The organism is Morganella sp. B601 (assembly GCF_051172335.1).
Taxonomy (GTDB): domain Bacteria; phylum Pseudomonadota; class Gammaproteobacteria; order Enterobacterales; family Enterobacteriaceae; genus Morganella; species Morganella morganii.
Genome location: NZ_JBPIZE010000005.1, coordinates 95,665 through 118,343, shown reverse-complemented (window position 1 = coordinate 118,343; position 22,679 = coordinate 95,665). Strand labels below are relative to the sequence as shown.

At 39.6% G+C, this 22,679-nt stretch carries 18 protein-coding genes; 11 read left to right on the top strand and 7 right to left on the bottom strand.

What is annotated here, in order from left to right:
* Positions 1–67 precede the first annotated feature (67 nt).
* Positions 68–886, top strand: a complete 819-nt coding sequence (locus ACSBQN_RS14090; RefSeq protein WP_354632915.1) for a purine-nucleoside phosphorylase — start codon at positions 68–70, stop codon at positions 884–886.
* 129 nt (positions 887–1,015) lie between these two features.
* Positions 1,016–2,269 (top strand): nucleoside permease, encoded by a 1,254-nt coding sequence (locus tag ACSBQN_RS14085; RefSeq protein ID WP_024472679.1) that lies wholly within the window; start codon positions 1,016–1,018, stop codon positions 2,267–2,269.
* Positions 2,270–2,337: 68 nt separating this feature from the next.
* Here the strand turns inward: ACSBQN_RS14085 and ACSBQN_RS14080 are convergent, their stop codons facing one another.
* Positions 2,338–5,115 (bottom strand): autotransporter outer membrane beta-barrel domain-containing protein, encoded by a 2,778-nt coding sequence (locus ACSBQN_RS14080; protein WP_036408706.1) that lies wholly within the window; start codon positions 5,113–5,115, stop codon positions 2,338–2,340.
* Positions 5,116–6,318: 1,203 nt separating this feature from the next.
* On the opposite strand from ACSBQN_RS14080, the gene ACSBQN_RS14075 reads away from it, so the two are divergent.
* The 6 genes from ACSBQN_RS14075 to ACSBQN_RS14050 all read left to right on the top strand — a co-directional run bounded on the left by ACSBQN_RS14075 (position 6,319) and on the right by ACSBQN_RS14050 (position 15,226).
* Positions 6,319–6,609: a helix-turn-helix domain-containing protein gene (locus tag ACSBQN_RS14075; RefSeq protein ID WP_024472677.1), complete on the top strand. Its 291-nt coding sequence runs from the start codon at positions 6,319–6,321 to the stop codon at positions 6,607–6,609.
* Between the two features lie 228 nt (positions 6,610–6,837).
* Positions 6,838–7,371 carry a fimbrial protein gene (locus tag ACSBQN_RS14070; RefSeq protein WP_152696881.1) on the top strand — a complete coding sequence of 178 codons (534 nt, stop codon included), beginning with the start codon at positions 6,838–6,840 and terminating at the stop codon, positions 7,369–7,371.
* A 158-nt stretch (positions 7,372–7,529) separates the two neighbouring features.
* Positions 7,530–9,989, top strand: coding sequence for a fimbria/pilus outer membrane usher protein (locus ACSBQN_RS14065; RefSeq protein WP_434991727.1), 2,460 nt, complete (start codon positions 7,530–7,532; stop codon positions 9,987–9,989).
* A 9-nt stretch (positions 9,990–9,998) separates the two neighbouring features.
* A complete protein-coding gene (locus ACSBQN_RS14060; protein ID WP_214167792.1) occupies positions 9,999–10,721 on the top strand; it encodes a fimbrial biogenesis chaperone in 723 nt (240 codons plus the stop codon).
* 9 nt (positions 10,722–10,730) lie between these two features.
* Positions 10,731–11,714 carry a fimbrial protein gene (locus ACSBQN_RS14055; protein ID WP_152696883.1) on the top strand — a complete coding sequence of 328 codons (984 nt, stop codon included), beginning with the start codon at positions 10,731–10,733 and terminating at the stop codon, positions 11,712–11,714.
* A gap of 302 nt (positions 11,715–12,016) precedes the next feature.
* Entirely contained in the window at positions 12,017–15,226 is a 3,210-nt protein-coding gene (locus tag ACSBQN_RS14050) for an ATP-binding protein (RefSeq protein ID WP_024472673.1), read from the top strand.
* Here the strand turns inward: ACSBQN_RS14050 and ACSBQN_RS14045 are convergent.
* From ACSBQN_RS14045 to ACSBQN_RS14025, 5 genes are all read right to left on the bottom strand, one after another.
* Complete coding sequence (locus ACSBQN_RS14045) at positions 15,204–15,857, bottom strand: response regulator transcription factor (RefSeq protein WP_024472672.1); 654 nt, start codon at positions 15,855–15,857, stop codon at positions 15,204–15,206. The two genes, ACSBQN_RS14050 and ACSBQN_RS14045, sit on opposite strands and share 23 nt — an antisense overlap.
* 516 nt (positions 15,858–16,373) lie before the next feature.
* Complete coding sequence (locus ACSBQN_RS14040; protein ID WP_434991726.1) at positions 16,374–17,210, bottom strand: DUF932 domain-containing protein; 837 nt, start codon at positions 17,208–17,210, stop codon at positions 16,374–16,376.
* Positions 17,211–17,322: 112 nt separating this feature from the next.
* Entirely contained in the window at positions 17,323–17,640 is a 318-nt protein-coding gene (locus tag ACSBQN_RS14035; protein WP_434991725.1) for a TA system toxin CbtA family protein, read from the bottom strand.
* A 15-nt stretch (positions 17,641–17,655) separates the two neighbouring features.
* Positions 17,656–18,090 (bottom strand): antirestriction protein, encoded by a 435-nt coding sequence (locus ACSBQN_RS14030; protein ID WP_369441930.1) that lies wholly within the window; start codon positions 18,088–18,090, stop codon positions 17,656–17,658.
* Between the two features lie 265 nt (positions 18,091–18,355).
* Positions 18,356–19,195, bottom strand: a complete 840-nt coding sequence (locus ACSBQN_RS14025; protein ID WP_354632134.1) for a hypothetical protein — start codon at positions 19,193–19,195, stop codon at positions 18,356–18,358.
* 835 nt (positions 19,196–20,030) lie between these two features.
* Between ACSBQN_RS14025 and ACSBQN_RS14020 the strand changes: the two genes are divergently transcribed.
* Both ACSBQN_RS14020 and ACSBQN_RS14015 read left to right on the top strand, forming a co-directional pair.
* Complete coding sequence (locus tag ACSBQN_RS14020) at positions 20,031–20,705, top strand: YagK/YfjJ domain-containing protein (protein WP_434991724.1); 675 nt, start codon at positions 20,031–20,033, stop codon at positions 20,703–20,705.
* A 78-nt stretch (positions 20,706–20,783) separates the two neighbouring features.
* A complete protein-coding gene (locus ACSBQN_RS14015) occupies positions 20,784–20,987 on the top strand; it encodes a helix-turn-helix transcriptional regulator (RefSeq protein ID WP_434991723.1) in 204 nt (67 codons plus the stop codon).
* A gap of 85 nt (positions 20,988–21,072) precedes the next feature.
* On the opposite strand, the gene ACSBQN_RS14010 is transcribed toward ACSBQN_RS14015, so the two are convergent.
* On the bottom strand, positions 21,073–21,387 hold the full coding sequence (locus ACSBQN_RS14010) for a helix-turn-helix domain-containing protein (protein ID WP_434991722.1): 315 nt from the start codon (positions 21,385–21,387) through the stop codon (positions 21,073–21,075).
* A 373-nt stretch (positions 21,388–21,760) separates the two neighbouring features.
* Between ACSBQN_RS14010 and ACSBQN_RS14005 the strand changes: the two genes are divergently transcribed.
* The gene (locus ACSBQN_RS14005) at positions 21,761–22,618 is read left to right on the top strand and encodes a WYL domain-containing protein (protein ID WP_434991721.1); all 858 of its coding nucleotides are present in this window, start codon (positions 21,761–21,763) and stop codon (positions 22,616–22,618) included.
* Positions 22,619–22,679 lie beyond the last annotated feature (61 nt).

The window sequence follows — 22,679 nt, the reverse complement described above, 5'->3', positions numbered from 1 at the left end:
TCTGATCTACAATCGCGGCATACATTTCATCAATTGTTACATCCCGGATAAATTCAGGAGATAAATAATGCATCTCACCGCTGATATCGCAGAAAGCAAAGCGTTCGTCGAAGCGCAGATCACTGTTAAACCGACTATCGGTATCATTTTAGGCTCCGGTCTGGGACCGTTTGCCGATACCCTGGAGAATGCTGTCCGCATTCCGTACAACGATATTCCGCATTTCGCCAGCTCTTCCGCTGTCGGCCATGCCAATGAGCTGGTTATCGGCACGCTGGGCGGCAAAACTGTGGTGGCGATGAAAGGCCGTTTCCACTATTACGAAGGCGTGTCGCTGGATCAGGTTACCTTCCCGGTGCGTCTGATGAAAGCGCTGGGTGTAGAAAAGCTGATCATCACCAATGCCTGTGGTGCAGTAAATACCGGTTTTGCCCCGGGTGACCTGATGCTGATCACGGACCACCTCAATCTGACAGCAAATAATCCGCTGATCGGGCCGAATAACCCGGATCTCGGTGTGCGCTTCCTGGATGTCAGCGAAGTGTACAGCAAAAATCTGCGCGGTATCGCCAAAGCAGTAGCCGCAGAGCAGGGCGTGACCATGCGCGAAGGTGTCTACGCCTGGTGGACCGGCCCGGTTTATGAAACACCGGCGGAAATCCGGATGATCCGCACACTGGGTGCGGATGCGGTGGGGATGTCCACCGTTCCGGAAGCACTGGTGGCGCGCCATGCCGGGATTGAAACCCTGGGAATTTCCTGCCTGACGAATATGGCGTGCGGCATTCTCGACCACCCGCTGAGCCACGACGAAGTGATTGAAACCGCTGAGCGGGTGAAAAACACTTTCCTGAAGCTGGTTACCGGTATTATTTCCCGTTTTTAATCAGATAATCATCAGTTAAGCGTGGTTTTCTTTTTCTCAGTATAACATTAAGAAAACCGTCGTTCAGAGGCCGCCCTGACATCATGGGACGTCGGCGGCCTTTTTTTCTTTATCTCAGCGGAGATACCCATGGATATAAAAGTCAGACTGAAAGCGATGCTGTTCCTCCAGTATTTCATCTGGGGTGCGTGGTTAATCACCCTCGGTTCGTATATGATGGCAACCCTCAAATTCACCGGTGCCGATGTGGGCTGGATCTACAGCACCAAAGGGCTGGCTGCGGTGATTATGCCGGGCCTGGTCGGGATTATTGCCGATAAATTTATTCCGGCGAACCGGCTTTACGGCCTGTGTCACCTGATTTGTGCCGGTGCACTCTTTTATGCCGCAACTGTCACCGATGTGAATGTATTGTTCTGGGTGATGCTGCTGAATGCAATGGCCTTTATGCCGACCATTGCCCTGTCAAATTCCGTCAGTTACGCAAGCCTGCAAAAATATAATCTCGATCCGGTTACACATTTCCCGTCTGTCCGGGTGTTCGGTACTGTCGGTTTTATCGCGGCGATGTGGGCGGTCAGTCTGATGAAATTCGAGCTGAGCAATATGCAGCTTTATATTGCCGCCGGCGCATCATTGCTGCTCGCACTGTATTCACTGACATTGCCGGCGATTCCGGTGGTAAAACAGACCGGCACAACCACCTGGGCACAGCGTTACGGCCTGGATGCCTTTGTGCTGTTTAAACAGCCGGTCATGGCGGTATTTTTCCTGTTTGCCATGCTGCTCGGCGCAGTGCTGCAAATCACCAATACATTCGGTAACCCGTTCCTGCATGATTTCGGCCGTATCGCGGAATATAAAGACACGCTGGTGGTACAGTATCCGTCTGTGCTGCTTTCTGTCTCACAGATGGCTGAAGTGGTGTTTATCCTCGCGATCCCGTATTTCCTTAAACGTTACGGCATCAAAACTGTCATGCTGATCAGTATGATTGCGTGGACATTGCGTTTTGGTCTGTTTGCCTTTGGTGAGCCGGTATCAATCGGTTTCTTCTTCCTCGTGTTGTCGATGATTGTTTATGGTTGTGCATTTGATTTCTTCAATGTCTCCGGTTCGATTTTCATTGAAAAAACCGTCAGTTCCAAAATCCGTGCCAGTGCGCAGGGGCTGTTTATGATGATGGTTAACGGTGTGGGAGCCTATGCCGGTGCGATTGTCAGCGGTAAGGTTGTGGATATGTTCACGGTGGACGGTGTGAAAGACTGGCAGTCAATCTGGCTGATATTCGCCTCTTACACCGTAGTGCTGGCGATTATTTTCCAGTTCACTTTCCGTTATGACCACCGGGCTGAAAAAGCCGCAGAAAAAGCGGTGGTATAAAGAAACAGCATAAAAAAAACCGGCCCTGTTAAAAAGGCCGGTTTTGTCATTCTGTACTGTATGGGTTATCAGAAACTGTAACGGATACCCAGGTTGCCGCTGTAAGGGGTTTCCACATGGCTGCCTTTGGCATAGTTGAACTCTGCATAGGCGGACCACTGGTTATTCATCTGTGCTGTCAGACCCACGCCGTACTTACCGACGGTTCCGGACATATCATTGCTGAATGATTCCGTGTCGTTAATTACCACATCATTGTTCTTTTTGAACTCGTGGCTGACCGCCAGGCGGGCATAAGGTTTAATCAGTCCGCCGCTTTCAGTGACAAACGTCTTACCGAAGGTGGTACCGATTTCACCTTTCACGGATTCTGCAGCATCCGCTTTCACTTTCATATCGCTGCTGAAACGGTAGGCTGTTTTTTCGCCGCGGAAGTAAGATCCCAGCACATAAGGCTCGATAAAGTAACTGCCTGCGGTGATGTGTTTACCGCCTTCCACAGAGAAACCGATGCCGTTGGTGTTATCTTTGGCCGTGGTTTTTCCGTCATTAAACTGTGCGCTGTTTTTGGTTCTGAAATGGTTGGCTTTCAGCACGCCATCCACATAGTAACCGCTGTTGTGCATCCAGGTGGTATAGACACCAAGACCTAAGCTGTCCACCTTGCCGTCACTGGTGCGGGCATCCAGTTCTGAATGGGTATAGGAGAACATTCCCCCGACCAGCAGGCGGCCGTTTTCCAGCGCAATCGCGTGGTCGCCGCCCAGCATCAGCCCATTCATATCCTGGGTGTAACCGACATTACTGGTTGAGATGCGGTTACGGCTGCCGATATATTTGCCCCACACACCATCCTGTGCCGTCTGGTTATCACGAAGATCGCCCAGCCGGGTTCTCAGTGTGGATAATTCGCTGTTCCAGATAGTTGGCGTCACGTTGGCCATAGCGATAGCGTTTTTCCCGCTTTCAGAGATTTCAGGTTTCGGATCAGGATCAGGGCCCGGCTCCGGATCCGGGTTTGGTGCCGGTTCATTTGCTTTCGGCGATAAATACCAGTTATCGCTGTCCTGCTCATCACCCTGTACCAGGTAATATTTATAAGCACCCAGGTCAACACTGCCGTTCACCAGCGCAAAGCTGTTGCTGTCACTGCCGTTGGCAAAGATCAGATGATGAGGATTCACACCGCCGCGGCTTTTCAGCTCCTGACCGGAATCCATTACTCTGACATTAAACTCACCGCTGATACTGTTGCTGATATTCAGGAAATCACCGGTACCGCCGTTAATATTAGTGTTCATCACAAAGGTACCGGAACCGGTCAGATCTGAAATCTGTAAACGGCTGTATTTACCGGCATCACTGCCGTCACTGCTGCCGAATACCACGGTGCCGTTGTTAGCCAGTGTTTCAATCGTTGCTTCGGATTCGCTGGTGGTGTCATTATGCTTAAGATACATAAACGCATTGTCACCGGTCAGATTAAGGCGGGTAACATAAGCACCTTTGCCGTCCAGAGCTCCGGTCCAGCTGTGAAGACTACCGCCTTCCATCGTTACTGAACCGTCATTAACATTCAGGTCACCGGTGGAGTAGGCGCCGTAAGCAATAAAGGATGAACCTCCGTTCTCAATGGTAGTATCCTGAATATGACCAAACTCTTTGACCAGCTGTGTACCGCCGTTAACCAGTGTACCAACCGCATCGGCATAGTATTCAACAATCTGCTCACCGCCCTGGTGGATCACTGAGCCGGTGGCAACCTGATCTTTGCCAATCCAGGCGTCCTGCTCAACCCATTGTCCGCCGGTCCAGCCGCCTTTTTTGCCGCTGACAATCTGCTGTCCGTAAACTTGGGTATCAATGGCTTCGCCGGTCTGAATACGCTGAACACCGCCGGCATAAATGGTGGCATTTTTGGCTGTCTGATCATCAATCCGGAAAGAACCGTCGGATGTCCACTCGCCGTTTTCCCATTCCCCGTCAACACCGGTAATAATCTGGGTACCGTAAACACGGGTATCTTCTGTATTACCGTGGGTCACAAACTGTAATGCACCGTGGTTAACGATGGTATTGCGGTCAGTCACACCATCTTTCCCGGCATAAATCTGCTGAACCGCACCGTCATACAGCACGGTATCTATCGTGTTGCCGCTGCTCATCTGATAGCTGCCGCTGCCGATATGGCTGTTGGTTGCCGTACCGCCGTAGATAATGTGCTGGCCGCCATTCACGACAATGACATCTTTGGTATTTGAGGTGCTGGTAACGGATTGCTCCAGATAACCGCCGTCGATCAGAATTGCCTGCGCATAGCCCCGTGTACCGACAACCATTCTGCCGCCGGCATTCACTGTGGTGTTATACGCTTTGGCGTCATTTCCCAGGCTGAGGCTGCCGTTATCTTCAACAATAGTGTTATACGCGACGGAGTCTTCCATCATCGACATAAAGCCGCGATAGACTTTGGAAGGGTCGGACGGATTGGTAATTCCGCCTTTGACTATATTTCCGATAGCGACACTGCCGCTCCGGAATGTGGTCTGGAAGGAATCAATGGTGTTATTCAGGCTGTAAGAATTATTCTCAACATAAAGAAATTGTTCCGGGAACCAGGTTCTGGTTAATGTCTGACCATTAATATATTGGTTGCCGGTGATAATTGACTGATATTTATTATCCCACTTATCTTTTGCGGTCGGCCAGCCATCGGTGGCACTGCTGAGAATGGTATTAATATCAGGGACTTCAACCTCTGATTGATAAGGTGGTGGTGGTTCCGTGGCATAAGCGCTGAAAGAAGCGGAAAACAGTGCAATCAGCACTGAATTATTAAATGTCATATCCAAATCCTTGCTTTAAAAAGCGAATTAAAATTATTTATCAGATTGAATGTGGTGCTGTGAGCTGTAAGAAAACCGTCCGGAAATAAAACGGAATATTATTTTTTACAGGTAATAAAATAATGAAACAGCCGGTAAATACCGTCTGCCGGAATTAATTCAGATATACAGATCGTTAATAAGAAAAATACCACTCAGACGCGTATGTTTCTACTCATCCGTGTTGTAATAAGGCGGTAATATGTAACAATTTGAGAATAGTAAGGAAATAACAGTGACAGGTGAAAAATACGGGATGGTTTTATCTGCTGTGTATAGTTTAACAACTGTGGCTTGTTATTGAACGTTCGGGCTGTACCGGCAATTTACAGTATTATATTTTTTATTATTCTTATAATAAATCAATGGGTTATTTTTATTCTCCATGATGTTGTCATTATGACATTCGAGGCTGAATTATCCCTGATGTCGGATTCCTGAATCTGATATCCGGAATGACAGGGGGCGATTCAGGCAAAGCTACTGAAGTTCTGCCGTGATGAGCTGTATCAGCCGCGGGATTGTATTACTTAAAAACGGGAAGGTAGTAATTACCGATCATTGTGACTGTTCCCCGCATGAATTCGCGGATTAGCTATCCGATTTTTAGTCAGTGTTGAACAGGAAAACCGAACCCGGTAGTCTGCTGAGGCTCTGGGTGACATAAAATCTTGAGCATTTTATTTTTTATACTACTTTAGTTTGAAATTTATTTTTTTTTTGGTACAAAACTTCAATTGTTTTGCGTTTTTTTTATCTGAAAATTTTTTTAAATTATAGAATTGTTTAAAATACTTTAACTTTTTTCACAAAAAATCTAAATTAATAACCTTTTAATTATATTTAAGTTAAAATAGTCTAATGTTTTTTCCTTGCAAATATATCCATATCTTGTGTGAGTGTATTTTTGTATTTACCCTAAATATAAGTTTATAATCGAAAAAACACACTAATTAAGATTATAATCCAGCCTTTTTAAGGATCCCCTTATAGTTATTTGTGTTTGTTATGTGTAGATTTAGTATCACTATAATCAAGTTGATTTCTATTAATTTTTAAATTATATATCCGTAAGTATTGCACGGATTAATATTTCTATTAAATTATGACATTAATTTTGATTGACACCATGTATTAAAATAATGTGATAAAAGGAAATTAATTATGACCGTAAAATACCCTATAGCTAAAGCTATAGGGGAGAAAATAAAAAAACTAAGGAAAGAAAGGGGATTAACAGGATCCGATTTGGCCATAATATTAAAAATAAGCCAACAACAAGTTTCTCGTTATGAGAAAGGAACAAGTAGGATTGATATTGATAAACTGATCTGTATATCATCACTATTTAAGGTTGACATAAACTATTTTTTTGATGAGTTATCAGAGGTCTGTTCGTCAGATGTTTTTTTTACTGAAAATAAAAATATAATTTATGAACTTAAAGATGATTAAATACATGCCAGGTTGCTCATGATGGATTTCCTCTTTTAAGGATCACCTTATAGTCGGGTTTACTTTCTTTGTATAAAATTTTATTTATACCAGCCTAAATGTATTTTTTATTCGTTGAGATGGTATGAAATTAAAATTATGTCATCTGAAATAAAAGTCAGTGACGTATCCGGGTTAATCATATTAACCAATTAAATAACTATTTATAAAATTTTCAAGGACTTAAAAATGAAAAAGACGCTTTTAGCATCTTCAATTATCGCATTAACATTTACAGCTGTATCAACTTCATTTGCTGCCGATGTTGGAAGCGGTACTATTGAATTTAATGGTACAGTTAACTCAGGTGCCTGCAGTATTGTACCATCATCAATTAATAAAGAAGTTCAGTTAGGTTCCATTCCTGCTGTTTCTTTAAAAACGGCGGGAGCACAGGGTCCTAATGTTGATTTTACTCTTGAACTCGCTGACTGTGTATTAGATCCAGCGGCAAGCGGTACAGATTACTCTAAAGTAACAGTTAAATTCACAGGCCAGATGGATGCCGCGGGTGTTTTATGGGCAAACAGTGGTACAGCACAGAATGTCGGTATTTTATTCCAGGATGGTAATGGCAATAATTTAAAAACAGGTGATGTTATCTTTCAGAACTTAAATGCGGGTTCTAATACGATTAATTTATCCGCTCGTATGCAAGCATTAGGTGTGGCGACAGGAGGCTCAGTGAAATCTACAGTGGCCTATGTCTTAGATTACCAATAAATATATATTGATCACTTTAATAACAATAAATAAGATTTCTATCTGATTGTTAGCATGCCGATAATGCTGTGTGAAATTAATATGTTGCAGCATTTTCGGCTGTTTATAAATGGTAATATAATAAATATATCAATTACAGAATATTCCAGCTAATGAAAATGAACAATTTTAAAAAAAACATAGTAGCTAGTTTAATAGCTGGATTATTTTTTTATTCAAACTATGTTAATGCAGACTCAATTCAATTTAATCAGGATGCTTTGTCTATTTCTGGTGACTCAGATATTGACTTAAGTGCTTTTGAACACAACTCAGTTGCAGAAGGTTCTTATTTTTCAAATGTTTCTGTAAATGGTAAAAGAGTTAATTTTCTGGATAAAATTGATTTTCTGAATAACAACGGGAAAATTCAGCCCTGTATTCCACAAAAATTAGTGGAACTTATTGGTTTGAAAGAAGAATTTATAAATAAAATTCCCACGTGGCAGGATGGTCGGTGTTATGATTTATCATCACAGGATAAAAACATCACATCAAGATTCGATGATGAAAAACAAGAATTGGTATTATCAATACCGCAAGCTTATTTTTTATATGCTGATGACAGTTGGGTTCCTCCCATGCAGCGTGAGATCGGTATTAATGCATTAGTTTTTGATTATAATATTATCGAAAATTACTTTAAATATAAGAATACTGAAAGTACGAATAACCTGAGTTCATTCGGTGCTTTGGGGGCCAATATTGGACGATGGAGGATGCGCAGTAATTATCAGTTCCTGAAAGATTTTAACAACACAAAGAATGATAATTTTAAATGGGTGCAAACATATATATTTACTGATTTACCAGGTTTATCAGCTAAATTTTTTGCTGGAAAACACTATACAGCTAACCAGCTATTTGACTCTGTCCGCTTTAACGGGATTAGTATTTTTACAGATGAAAAAATGTTACCCGCATCTTTAAGGGGATATGCTCCGAATGTTTCAGGAATAGCAACAAGTAATGCAACAGTCACAGTATCGCAAAATGGACGGATACTAGATCAGGTCAAAGTCGCACCGGGACCATTTTTGATTGATAATTTAAGTTCCTCTTTGTTGGGGACATTAGATGTTAAAATAACAGAAGAAGATGGCTCTGTCAGGGAGTACCAGGTATCTTCAACAAGTATTCCATTTTTAACGCGGCCGGGTATGGTTCAATATAAATTTAATGCGGGTCAGTTGGATCCTATGGGATATAAGAATGTTAAAAATGATTTCATTTCAACTGAATTTTCGTGGGGGGCTTTAAATAACTTATCTGCATTTGGTGGAGTATTTTCAACATCGGATAATGAATACTATGCTTATAACGTAGGTATCGGATTAAATATGGAACGTTTTGGTGCGATGTCATTTGATATTACTCAATCAAGAAACAAATTGAAGGATGTTTCCTCACATACAGGAGAGAGTTATCGGATTAATTATGCTAAGCGTTTTTCAAATTCAAGTCGTCTTGATTTAACTGGATATCAATTTTCTAATGAAGGCTTCATGTCAGTTAATAATTACATTGACACTAAAGAAAATCCATCAGGAAATCATTATCGACAAAAGAATGTATTTACAACATCTTTTACTCAGCAAATCCCTGACTGGAATGCTGATATAAGCTTAAGCTATTCAAGAGAAAGTTACTGGAATGAATCTAAAAGTAATGACACCTTGAATTTATCATTTAACAAAACAATCAGAAATGATTATCTTGATAATGCGGTTCTATCTTTTTCAATTGGTGAAAGTAGCTATACAAAAGGAAAACGATCTAAACAGGCTTATCTTTCTTTAAGTCTTCCTTTAGGTAAAGAACGGGACTCCAGGTTACAATATTTTTCTTCTTATAATGATCGGGACAAAAAATATAGTAATAATGTAAATTATTATACTAAAATAGATGAAAATAATGTCAATATTGGGTTGTCAGGTCAAGATTTTTTTGAGAACACGACGATTAATGCATCTTTATATCGTGACACACAATATGGTATGGCTCAGTTCACTGGTGCTTATGGTAATGATTATCATACAGCGAGCGGGTCATTAGATGGGTCTTTAACATTAACAAGCCATGGCCCTGTTTTACATCGCAGAGTTTACGAAAACCAGGCAAGAATGGTTATTGATACAGATAAAGCAAAAGATGTGTCTATCAATAAAAATGAGTCAATAACCAACAGGTTTGGTTTAGCTGCAATCAGTAATGTACCAACCTATTATAAATCAACTCAGTATGTGGATCTGAATAACATACCAGAAAATGTCAGTATTGATGACAGTGTTATTGAATCAACACTAACAGACGGTGCGGTTGGATATTCTAAACTAAATACCATTATGGGTGAGAAAGCATTATTAACAATCAGTTTTCCTGATGGAAAAACACCACCATTTGGTGCGTTAGTCTACGATTCTGATGAAAAAGTATTGGGTATGATTGCTGAACAAGGTGAAGTTTATTTAGCAGGTATTCAACCAAATCAGAAATTAATTGTTAAATGGACAGGGAATCAATCCTGCCGGATTACGTTAGATAATACTAACGTTCAGAAAATAACTTGTTATAAATAGCAGAATATTATGAAAAATTTAAAATTAATAATGAGTGTATTACTTTTAGTAAGCACATACACATATGCATCAATTTCTGTCGACCGTACTCGCGTCATTTATGATGAAGGTAGCAAGGGCGTTAGTGTGGTTGTTGAAAATACAGATAATAAAGACCCATTTTTAGTTCAGTCCTGGGTGGAAGATGAAAAAGGTAAGAAAATTACTGATCCGTTAGTTGCATTACCTTTATTGCAACGTATTGAACCTAACCAAAAGAAACAAATCAGGATTAGCACATCAAAAATTAACCAGGCTATTGCCGGTAATGAAGAGTCATTATTTTATTTTAATGTGCTTGGTATCCCACCTAAAAGCCAATCTGAAAATGCAGTTGAAATTGTTATTCAGTCTCGTTTTAAGTTGTTTTATCGTCCAAAAGGAATTGTTAAATATGCAGGTAATAACTGGCAAAAAGAATTAAAAGTTGAAAAGATAGGTAGTACATTAAAACTGGTAAACCCTACTGATTATCATATTGTCGTGATAAATATCAATGATAGTAAAAGTAAGGTTGCTAATTTTGAAGAAGTGATCATTAAACCTAATAGTAATATGAATTATTTTTTATCTGATAAACAAAAAAATTCATCTAAAATAGTTATAACATATGTTGATGATTATGGTTCCCCGAAATTATTAAACTACTCATGCAGTAGTGCATCGTGTGTACTTGACAGAGAGAAAGAATAAGGGGGGGCTATGTTCTGTTTAAAAAAAATATCTTCATTTATTATATTGGGGTTTTTATTTTTGAGTTTTAATGTATCGGCATCGGTATCTAATTGCCGGACAAATTCAGGTCCGGGTTACATACAGCAAGACCTCACATTTAATATTACCAGTAGTAATAGTTCAATGGCGACCGGTACACAATTAGCATCAGCTACCTCTTCAGTAGTTTCTTTTTCATGTGATTTTACAGGAACAGTAGCTGCTCCTAACCATGTATATTTTAAAAACACAGTGCCACCGGAGATAAAAACACTTTTAATTAATAGTGGTGTAACTGTAACACAACAAAACGCCATTGGTGGCGGTATAGCTGTGACAATTACAAACCCAAGTGTACCTAATATTGATTTAGGTTATTGGAGCCAACCTGCTACCGGTGTTACGACGACTATTGGGATAATGTATAACTTTTCTGTCAATAAAGGGAATAATGCATTAAAGTCGTTTGACACAGGTTCTTTTTTGTTGGGTTATCATGAAGATTATCAGGGGCAATATCTTGGTGTATTAGTTTATGCTCATATTGTCGGTAATTTAACATTACTTTGTCCAACCCCTGCGGTTAATTTATCAGTATCACAAGGTGGCAGTATCGAGTTTAATACAGTTTCACCAAAGCAAATGAATACAGGAGAGTCAATTAGTCGTCCTTTTTACTTAATGATGGCTGTTCCCCCCGATTGTGAAACTGGTTTAAATGTATCTGTCCGTTTTGAACCAAATAATAATACTATTCTGGGTGGAAAATACCTTGATATGGGAAATGGATTACAAACAATGTTACAAAGTGGCTCAACAGAAATAAATTACAGCCAGAACTATGCGATTGGCGAAATCTTACCTCAATCGCCGGTAAGTGTCCCTTATACTGCGATCTTAAATAAAGTGCCGGGCAGCACTATAAGCTCAGGACCATTTTCAAAAACGATCCGGGTTGTAGTCTCTTACTGAATGTGTGTTACCGGGAATGAAGATCGCCCATTAAACGTCTGTCGGGAACGGGTAATAGCATTTGAATGACAGGCAGTCATTGCGGGTCCGGGTTACTGCTATTTTCCGTATCCGCTATGTGTCCTCCCGGTCGCCACGACTTCTGTGGCAGTGATAAACACTGCTTTATTCCGGTGCTGTTTCCGGGTGAGCTCATCTGTTATCACTCTTTTGCAACATCTTAAAAAGAATTATTGTTTAATTTATTTTTTATATTATGATGGAAATAACAGGGTCTGAATGTAATCGATGAGAATAGCGTCATGGTCAATTCCTCTCCAACTGCATTTTCACGGATAACACGTAATTCAGGGCGTACAAATAGCATATTAACTGTTGCGCTTCCTCTCCTGTTTATTCTGATTGCAACTCTGGTTTGGAGTGCTGAACGAATTATTCAACAAGAAACAAAGCGGTTAGAGGTAGATTTCAGAACACTTACCGGCTATATCTTTGAACAAGAAAAGTTTTTAATTGCATTAAATCAGCAAAATCAAGACTTATCAGAGTTAGTAGAAAGCCGGACTTACTCAATAAATTACCAATCGTTTCCCAAAAAATGGCCACTCCAATTACTGGAGGGTAAAGAATCGCTTGTTGCTATGCCATTCACATTAGGTTGCAATGAGAGTTTAGAGTGCTCCAGGGTGCCAAGTATTTTATTTTCACTTGGTGCATATTTAGCTGATTTTTACTCTACATTTTGGGGAGGGTCATATTATCCTGCTGCAGCAGTATTCTTTATTAATGAACATGACCATATCAGTATCGGCGTTCCTTCTGTGGGTTCAGTCATGGGTAATGAATCGATATCACCTGAGTTATTCCATGCGGTGACAGACAGTATTCGCATCAACCTCCCTTCAATAAAAAAACAGCTTGATGAAGCACAAAAAAAACATGAGAAAAATACTGTTATTTGGATAAGACAATCAAACTCAACGAATAATCTTATAGGCGTTATTTCTGCAGGTTTCGACGTACATTTGTGGGAGAATGCACAATTATCGCCACAAAACATTTATGCTGCTTCGTTACTGAGCCAAATAAGAATACGTGTTTTTGAAAGAATGTTAAACCCGTCACTAACACATCAATTTTGGTTAACTCATAATGAGTTTGGTCAGTTGTCAGGTGACACAAATATACCATTTGAAACCAGTGAAGGACTTTTTTATACCAAAGACGGGCTTGTTCTGAAACTGGATTCTCAAAATAAAAAATGGAGCGGATATTACAGAATTAGTTACGCCGCTTTTTTTGAAGATAATCTTTGGTTACCCATTAGTTTAATCACAGCTCTGTTCTTCAGCTTTTTTTGTGGCTGGGGTTACCACCGTTGGTACCAAAGAAAAATTCTTCAGCCAGCTATTCAGTCCCAGCAAATTATCTTAGATAATGAATCTTTTAATCGGACACTTATTGCTATAACGCCGATTGGTCTGTGTGTTATTGACAGAGAAACTCGGCAGTTGCGTTTCGCAAATGAACTTGCACAATACTGGCTTAAAATTACAGAACCTTCCCGGCCTCAGGACTCCGGTGAATACCGGGAACTTCTTAGCCATGTTATTACCCGGGAAAAACACGTCAAAACAATACAAAAATCAGGAGATAATGTTCTGTATATCACGAGTACAGAGACGAATTACCAGCAACGTTCTGTAATTTTGTGTGCATTTACCGATATAACGATGCAGGCAGAAACTGAGAAACAGCTAGCTAATGCCAAACGGTTAGCTGAAGAAGCAAACCGGGCTAAATCTTCATTTTTAGCAACCATGAGTCATGAAATAAGAACACCACTTTATGGGCTTATTGGTACATTAGAATTACTATCTAATACATTGTTATCTCCTCAGCAAGTTAATTTAATTAACCGTATGTCGACAACATCTCAATTATTAATGCTATTGATTGGAGATATTCTCGATATCAGTAAAATCGAAGCTAATCAGGTTAAAATTCAAAATCAACCATTTTCTCTTTTGGAATTAATACAACAAACTGTTCAACTATATCAAGGCTTGGCACAACAAAAGAATTTAGTGCTTTTCCAGATTATAGATCCGGACATCCACTCAAACAGAGTCGGAGATGAGGCAAGATTACAGCAGATTATTGGAAACCTATTGAGTAATGCCATTAAATTTACACAAAAAGGTACTATTATTGTCGAATTGAAAACAGGCACCAATGACAATATATTGTTGCGGGTTATTGACTCCGGGGTCGGTATTGATGCTGAGCAACAGAAAAAATTGTTTGAACCTTTTTACCAGGCGCATCCGGAATCTCTCACATATGGCGGCACTGGTTTAGGATTATTTATTTGCTCAAATCTGGTTAAGCTAATGGGGGGACTGATAAGCTTGCAAAGCCAGCCCGGCAAGGGGAGCTCTTTTCTTATCACGCTACCTCTTAAGTCCGGACAACAAGACGATATATGGGAAGATCTGACAGGTACCCACATTTGGCTCCAAACCATTAATCCATTACTTACCAAAAATCTTACTCAATGGTTAAAAAAATGGGGAGCTACTGTTTATTTAACGCAAGATAGCTTACCAGAGGATACATCATCAGTTATCGCAGTTGGTATATTAATAGAACATATTTCACTACCTGAATACTGGAAGGGGAAAATATGGTTAGCCTCTGAAAGCTATTGCAAACTATCAGAACTAAACCAAAAGCTATTTTTATTAAAAAATAACGGGGATCTGACAACCTCATTAATTAATCCAATTCCCAGGATTCAAGCACATACTGATCTGTTTTCATTAAAAGTATTAATTGCTGAGGATAATATGATTAACCAGGTTGTTCTTCAGGAACAGCTTGAACTACTTGGTTGTCAGGTCTTTACAGCCAGTGATGGTGAGGAAGCTTTAGTTATTTGGGATAATGAAATCGTTGATATTATTCTTACTGATGTCAATATGCCATACCGCAATGGTTATGAACTCACAAAACAACTTCGCCTTGAAGGAGAAACCTGCCCAATCATCGGTATAACTGCAAATGGCCTGAAAGAAGAAGAAGAACGTTGTTTACAGGCAGGAATGAATGCCTGGCTTGTCAAGCCAATAGAATTAGAAACTTTAGTACATGTTTTAAGTCGCTTTTTCCCTGTCAGCCAGTCTTTTTTTTCTGAAGATGAATTAATTACCCGCGTTAATCCACTCAATAGTAAAGATAGGGAAAAAATTATTTCGCAATTTAGTATTGATATACAAGAGCTCAACCAGGCTATAAACAAACTGGATATCGAAATAGTAAAACAACTTTCGCATCGGCTGCGCGGAGCATTAGTCAGCGCAGAACAACAAGAGCTTGCCGATAAGCTTCTGCAATTTGAAAAGTCATTAAATTCAGAAACTGCAAACTCAGGCTTAATCAAATTTGGTCAGAGTATTTGCAATGATCTGATAACCTGGGTCAACAAGCTTAATCAAACAGATGGTGAGTGACGCAATAACTGATTAAAGCCTGATTATTATCAACCCCCAATTTACGCATTGCTGCATTTTTTTGTAAACTAATCGTTTTATCGCTTCGGTTTAACAGCTTCGCAATTTCAACAATGGGCTTCCCCTGTACAAATAGTCGCAGCACCTCTAATTCACGGGGTGATAGTGTTTTTACCCGTTCATCAAGGGTTGTGGCATTGCGGCTTTTTAATGTTGTAGTTAAATCAGCAGCAGGTTGGTGATATTCCCGGCCTTGCCCTGCCAGTTTTATTGCTTTCATCAAATCCTGCAAAGGAGCTTCTTTTGAAACAACAGCGCTGACACCGTTGTCATACAACATCTGTATGATCATGGGGTTAGAAATCATTGTTAATACAACTAAAGCAGTACCAGGATATTTACGACGTAAAAACTGAATATAATTTTGGCCGTCACTTAATAATGTGTTATTTGGCATCATATAATCAGTCACAATAACATCAACATTATTTTTTTTTAAAAATGTAAATAGCTCAGCGTCTTGGGTAAAAGCTCCCATAACAGATAAATTTGATGATTGTGATAATGTCTCCTTTAATCCGGAGAGAACAATTGGATGGTCATCAACTAAAACTAATGATAGTTTTTTCATCTGCATTACTCATTATCATGGGGTGATTGTAATTGAATATAACACCGTTTATAGAAAGTCAAATTGGGAATATCATTTCAGATAAATATTTTAAAATTGAGGGTTATCTGTTTAGTTTTTATAAATAAAAACAGATAATTATAAACTTTTGTGGAAATTGCCGGGAGTGGAGGTCTGCTGTGCCGCTTTACAGCCCTTATAGCACAAGCGTTAGACATAAAAAAAGCCCCGCTTTTCAGCGAGGCCTTATAAATTAGTGGTGCCGGACTCGGAATCGATTTCATTTCTTATCTTGTTGGTTTTTAAATTTAATTTTTGATGTGATTATATTTATACCCTCATTTGTACCCTCGGTCCGGGATCATACAGTGATGAAGGACCAAAAACGGCATAAAAGTAGGGTTAATAGTTATAAATCCTACCAGTCAGCCTGAGGTCTTAAAAGGATATCACAGGGTTACTTTACCTCCTTTAAATGATTATGTATTTTGTTTTTTTCCATATCTGAGAATTTACTCAGATTTGTTGACGATCAGTGAAGTGTTCATACATTTTCTCTGTCATCACCCACAGCGCTTTGTTCAGACGGATATCACCATCGATACCTGTCACGGCCCGGGTATGTGATCGTTTCCCTTTGGCTGTACGTCCGGACAGTCCGCCTTTAATCAGGTTCTCCTGCAAACGCTGGTACACCGTCCACAGGTCATCTTTCTTATCTTCCCACCGGCGGGGTTGCAGCACCTGTTCTTCTGTGACCGGCTGGTGGTCATCCCCGAACCGGTACGTGACAGCGGCATGCGCCAGCGCCTGCTGTGCCGGTGGTGGTAACAACAGAGACTGCATCTGTTCGCGTTTTTCAGCCACCGTATCAAACGTTTCCAGCATTTCATAAGCCCCTTCAATCACTTTATCGACGACATTACCTTTGTGCGGCACTCTGACCTCACCAAAGGTATCACCACAGACCAGTCCGTTCTGACAAACCGCACGGAATAATCCCGGCAGCATCTGATAACTGCTGGTGCCGTCATGGCTGTTTAACAGAATAATTTCCGGTACCTGGGCGCCGGTGATCTGGTTATGACGGCGAAGGCGTAGCATATGTTTGGTGTGCTCCCGGCGACTGTCATCCCGGACACGGGTCTGGCAGGCAAAGAACGGATAAAAGCCTTCCTTTTGCAGGCTCTCAAGCAGGGTTATGGTGGGAATATAGGTATAACGGTCACTGCGGGATTCATGTTTTTCTGCTGAAAAGACACTGGGTACTGTGCAGTATAATTCTTCGGTGGTTAACGGGCGGTCACGACGAATAATATTCGCCCTGCCGAAGCGCGAGGCTAAACGCGTCATAGTCATTCTCCGGTAAAATTAAACGGGTAAAAGGGTAGTCAGATAAAAACCCGTACTGAACGGGATAAAGAAACAAATAAGATGAGGTACGGGCTTTTTATACAAAGATGTATCAGCTGGTGGGGGGAGTTCTTCGATATGCGAGTAAACCAGTGGCTTTCCGTGCCCGAAGAATATCGGTCGCAGTGATACTATGTGACGGCTCAGTGATACCGTTGTTGCGCCGGTCAGTGCGGACCAGTGCGTATTTCTCCGCAAAAGCGTTCAGTGCCTCATATAACGATACCCCACGGCGGAGGCAGGCTTCAATGACGCGCTCATCACAAAACTCCGTGTCGTTCAGAGTGAGGCCATAGTGCTGCCTGAGTAGGTAAGTCAGCAGCGTCTGCCAGACGGCAGCCGGTGAGTCGGGTAATATACGGTTCTTCATGAATATCGTCCTCAGTTAATCGATAAGATGAAAAATAGCGGCACACTCGTCATGCTGAAGGGCGTAGTCACGTAACTGGTAAAAATACTCCACCAGCACGGGACTTTCCGTTTTAAATGACCAGATACTGAACGTCATTAAACAGACAGCGATACCGGCTGCTTCCGGACTCAGTTCGGCATTATTACCGTTATGCGGGTTAAACATCGGGAGCGATGTTTCAATCATGTCAGGCCAGATAAAAGCCCCGCCATTAGAAAGCATACTGAATTCCCAGAAGGCACCGTGATAAATCTCACACAGATTATCCATCATCTTAAAAATATCGCCTTCAATATGCTGCCAGCCGGGAATGGCACCAAAGTAAAAACGCCAGAATGAATCTCTGCCACGGGGATGGACAAGGTTAGCTTTAATCGTCTCTGGTTCTTGTTGATGTAAGTTAAACATAGTTTCAATCCTTTTAAAATAATAACTCAAAGGTTTTGGATGGGGGGGGTGTTAATGAGTAAATAAAGTAATTATTCATGTTCAGACCTGTTGATAATATATTACTGAATAATTTTCCAGATTAATATACTTGGTTTTTTATAGTTGCTTTAATGTTGCTGTGATAGGTGATTTAAGTTATGAAGAACAAATCAAAGATTTCAGTTTAAGGGGGGAGGGATTAAAAGTTTTAATAGAGGGGCTTGATTGATTGCCCCTGTGGTGGTTATATTTTTTCTTGCGTATCTTTACGTGATCTTGATGTTAAGGTGCGAAATGTGTTTTTGTTATATAAATAATCCTTGAGTGATTTGTCTTTAAATGTCATTTCTATTACCTTATTATCTATAACTAAATTAAAGCTCTTTTTTTTAGTGGCAACTGATTTTATGTCACTATCAGTCAGGGTTCCTTTCTCTATGAAATATGCACCATTTCTTCCACCTGTATCTGCAATCAAGAATCTTTTTTTATTGCTCTTGTATATTCGTGTTAGTTCGTCCTTATATGTATTGTATTTTATTTTACTTATATCAAGGTTTTTTATTTTGTCAGGGATTGTTTCATTTTTATATAAGATAGGAATGGGTAGTATATCAATGCTTATCCTCATGGAGAATCTATTATTATTGTTATCTGCATTATCATTTTTAATGTAAATTTTTGCTGACTTTACAATGACGATATAGAAATCAACATCATCAGTGTCGTATAGATTAGTTAGCATGTTTGATGTGATATTTTCTAATTTTCCATATATAAAAATATCGTTTATTTTCTTATTGTTACTGTAAAGAATCAAATCATCTTTGTAGAAATTAATTTCTTTTGTTGTGCTTTTTATTAGGTGGTATCTGCTGATATGCAATTCTTTTTTATTTGTATCAAGATATACAGGGTATGTTAATGTCTGAGGTTCTTTTTCTCTGTTTTTAATGTACCAGTCCTGAATTATTCCTTCAAGAAAATTTGATTCTGAACATCCCATTGCTTTTGATATTGACTCTATTTTATCAAAGAGTTCTTTGCTTTTAAAATTTATGGTTTTTCTGTATTTACTGGTCATGGGCTTTATCCTGATCGGTGCTGCACTTTTGATTTATTTATTTTTGGTTTTTATCATTTTGTAACGGCCCTGTCAATGGTGCTGCACTTTTAGATTGTTATTATAAATCAGTATATTGATTTTTATAAAATGAGCGGTAATCCTGTCCTGTCCTGTCCTGTCCTGTCCTGTCCTGTCCTGTCCTGTCCTGTCTTGTATGTGTATGTAATAAAATACTCTGATTGCATATCTTCTGGTGTGGTGATCTTTAGCGTAGTGATTGAGATTAAGGTTTTTCAGGTGTTTTTCTGATGTCAGAGTGTGCTGCTTCCTTTTCTTGAATGGAAACATAATATCAGAGTTGTTTTTTAAATCATTATGCATATCCAGTACAGTTATATTACTGTATTCAGTCTGTTTAACTTAGTTATATATTGACGGTATAGTAATATATTATATATTTATTATATTATATGTTTATTATATTATAAGGTAATAATATAATAATGTTATTGTACAGGTAAATAAGAAAGGTATTCTAATCAAATGAACTATATAAATAAAAATACTAGCATGTGATTAATTACATGAATAAATAATCTATATGGCGAATAGAAAAGAGTGTGAGTGATAATGGGTAGGTGTCAGTGTGTAACTATATAGGATATATCTTTGTGATACAGCTCTGCACAGATGAATAGTTTTTATTATCTAGACAGATTTATTTATTCATTGAGCATATAAACCTTCAGGAGGTTAAAAACTATGTGATTAATTAAATTCAATCACCCTCATGGTTTTTGTTAATACATCCCTTTTAATTTTACTTTTATACTTAACAATAATGGTGGTCTTTGTGAATCAAGATAAATTAAAAATAAATGATAAATACGAATTCAATGAAAAGTATAAGATGATTGTAACAGATAAGTTGTATTCCTCTTTAGAAATGTATAAGCGGATTTATGTTGTCAGGTTTGATTTACGCTTTCCTGTGATTATTAACGATGATTGTGATGATGGTATCTATGATTATTCTGTTGTGAGGAATAACAAAGTCATTACTCGTTTCTTTTCATCAGTAAAAAGTAAAATAAAAGCTGAGTTAAACAGACGACATTCTGAATCCATGAAGAAATACAAGGCTAAATTAATAAAACATAAACCAAGAAAATATGAAGATGGTATGAGATATGTATGGGTAAAAGAGATAGGTGAGGAATCAGAAAGGAAACACTATCATGTGCTGATGTTTTTTAATAAGGATTGTTTTTTTAATTGTAATATAAGCAGTCGCTTGCAGCGAATCATTGATAGTGCATGGAATAGTGCGTTAGGTTTATCAGATGAAAAAAAACTTGTTCACTACTGTTTCTTTCAATATGAAAACTTAAGCATATATGACGATGATATTGAAGAGAAAAAGAAAATAATGCTGGATTACTATTTTTATTTAACTAAGGAATACACCAAGACTTATGATGTAAAAGAACGATCAATTGGATACAGTAAACAAATCTGTAATAAATAACTCTGAGTGGAATGTCATGAGGGGAGTGGTAATTAAAATTATTACTCCTTATTTTTATTAATATAAGGAATTATTCTCATGACTGAATATACACTACTTGAAGACAAGTTTATTGACATGAAATTTATTGTACAACTGACAGGGTTATCGGATAAATGGTTTTATAAACTGATACAGGACGGTCAGTTTCCTAAGCCTATCAAACTGGGACGCAGCTCAAGATGGCTGAAAAGTGAAGTTGAACAGTGGCTACAAGAGCGAATTCAAGAATCGCGTACTTAGCGTTAACCTAATACCAATAAATCATATAGGAAGTGATACCTCGGTATAATTGTTTTAGCGGTCTGGTCACTTTTATATTTAAATTTCAATTTATTACATCTTCATTGTATTTAATGATGCCTTCAGCAAATAGCGCCTGTAATCCACCTCGATTAAACGTTGAAATCACGCGATGTTTTTCTTCTAGTGTCAATGACTGAAAGATGTAGTTCCAACCCGCTTCAATTTCTTTCGGTGTGACATTATTGGGTGGTGCAGGTTGCAGAGTACCTTTTCCCGTAACTAACCACTCTAATGAACACCCTGTGTACTTGACTATTGCTTCAATTTTGTCAATACCCGGAAGGCTCTGACCGCTTAGGTATTTTCTAATTATGGTATCACTGATTGTTACATTCACTTGCAAAGTTACGAATGGAGCTTTTACCCATTAAGGTATTTAGTCTGTCCTTAAAACCCTTCTGGGGTAGGTTTTTAGTCTTCCTTATAAAATAATTTATGATAGGATAAGGCCTAATAAAATTAATTAGGTTGGGGCTTATTCCGTACTTTATATCCATCAGTCCAGCTTCAACCCGTAGAGATGATTGAGTCAGTATGGATGAATAACCGCGTTGAGCGGATCAGTTTAATGTGATGATGCGATGCCAGTCATGACTTGATAAACAGAGTATTAAGACATTGCTTGAATGGGATAAACAAGACGCATGATAAATGATGGTCTGAAACAAACGGTAGGGGCGAAGTCACATAGGGCTTCGGAGATAGCACAGTTGCCACAAGCAATCCGGGATCGCATTGCTCACATCGATTTCACCTTATTGTTTAAGGGGGAAGCGGTACGGGCAGATTTAGTCGATCGCTTCAGCATAGCGGCTACACAAGCAACGAAAGACTTCGCGCTATACAAAGTGCTTGCACCAGGTAACATTGAGTATGACCAAAAGCTCAAGCTGCATAAGCGAGGTGAAGCATTTGAACCCTTGTTCGACTACGACGTCGTTCGAACATTGGCGACAATTAGCCAAGGGTTCGGAGATGGCTTTACTGGCAAGGTAAAACCGCCTTTTGCGTGTGAAGCGCCTTATCACCTTAACAAGCCGAGTTTATCGATAGTGGCGAAAGTTACCGAGGCCATCCATAAAGGCAAAGCCTTGCGTATCACCTATGTGTCGTTATCGAGCGGTGAAACAATACGTGAAATTGTGCCGCATACGTTGGTGGACAATGGCCTGCGTTGGCACGTTCGTGGTTTTGACCGCGAGCATGGTGAATTTCGTGACTTTGTATTGACTCGAATTAAAGCAGCTATTGTGCTTGAAGACTCCACTTTGTCTGAAATGGAGATCGAACCCCAAGACCGGCAATGGAATCGCTTTGTAGAGCTAGAGTTAGTGCCGCATCCTCGTATTGAGCACAGCGAAGCGATTGAGCTAGACTATGGCATGACGGGGGGCGTGATGAAAGTTGAGATTAGAGCGGCTACTGCTGGCTATTTGCTTCGCCAATGGCATGTGGATTGTTCTACGGAGCACTCATTAATGGGCTTTGAGTATCAGCTTTGGTTGCGTAACAGCCAGGCACTTTATGGTGTCATAAACTTAAATCTAGCGCCGGGTAGAACAAGTTAATCGAACGATGTAGCGGCCATTTAGGCGTTACAGAAAGAACAGAATTTAAATGTATAGTGAA

Coding starts and splice junctions, on each gene's coding strand:
- ACSBQN_RS14070 (WP_152696881.1), top strand. CDS start 6,838: ATGAAAAAGACGCTTTTAGCATCTTCAATTATCGCATTAACATTTACA.
- ACSBQN_RS14025 (WP_354632134.1), bottom strand. CDS start 19,195: ATGACCAGTAAATACAGAAAAACCATAAATTTTAAAAGCAAAGAACTC.
- ACSBQN_RS14040 (WP_434991726.1), bottom strand. CDS start 17,210: ATGACGCGTTTAGCCTCGCGCTTCGGCAGGGCGAATATTATTCGTCGT.
- ACSBQN_RS14075 (WP_024472677.1), top strand. CDS start 6,319: ATGACCGTAAAATACCCTATAGCTAAAGCTATAGGGGAGAAAATAAAA.
- ACSBQN_RS14015 (WP_434991723.1), top strand. CDS start 20,784: ATGACTGAATATACACTACTTGAAGACAAGTTTATTGACATGAAATTT.
- ACSBQN_RS14090 (WP_354632915.1), top strand. CDS start 68: ATGCATCTCACCGCTGATATCGCAGAAAGCAAAGCGTTCGTCGAAGCG.
- ACSBQN_RS14055 (WP_152696883.1), top strand. CDS start 10,731: ATGTTCTGTTTAAAAAAAATATCTTCATTTATTATATTGGGGTTTTTA.
- ACSBQN_RS14060 (WP_214167792.1), top strand. CDS start 9,999: ATGAAAAATTTAAAATTAATAATGAGTGTATTACTTTTAGTAAGCACA.
- ACSBQN_RS14065 (WP_434991727.1), top strand. CDS start 7,530: ATGAACAATTTTAAAAAAAACATAGTAGCTAGTTTAATAGCTGGATTA.
- ACSBQN_RS14030 (WP_369441930.1), bottom strand. CDS start 18,090: ATGTTTAACTTACATCAACAAGAACCAGAGACGATTAAAGCTAACCTT.
- ACSBQN_RS14045 (WP_024472672.1), bottom strand. CDS start 15,857: ATGAAAAAACTATCATTAGTTTTAGTTGATGACCATCCAATTGTTCTC.
- ACSBQN_RS14035 (WP_434991725.1), bottom strand. CDS start 17,640: ATGAAGAACCGTATATTACCCGACTCACCGGCTGCCGTCTGGCAGACG.
- ACSBQN_RS14080 (WP_036408706.1), bottom strand. CDS start 5,115: ATGACATTTAATAATTCAGTGCTGATTGCACTGTTTTCCGCTTCTTTC.
- ACSBQN_RS14085 (WP_024472679.1), top strand. CDS start 1,016: ATGGATATAAAAGTCAGACTGAAAGCGATGCTGTTCCTCCAGTATTTC.
- ACSBQN_RS14050 (WP_024472673.1), top strand. CDS start 12,017: ATGGTCAATTCCTCTCCAACTGCATTTTCACGGATAACACGTAATTCA.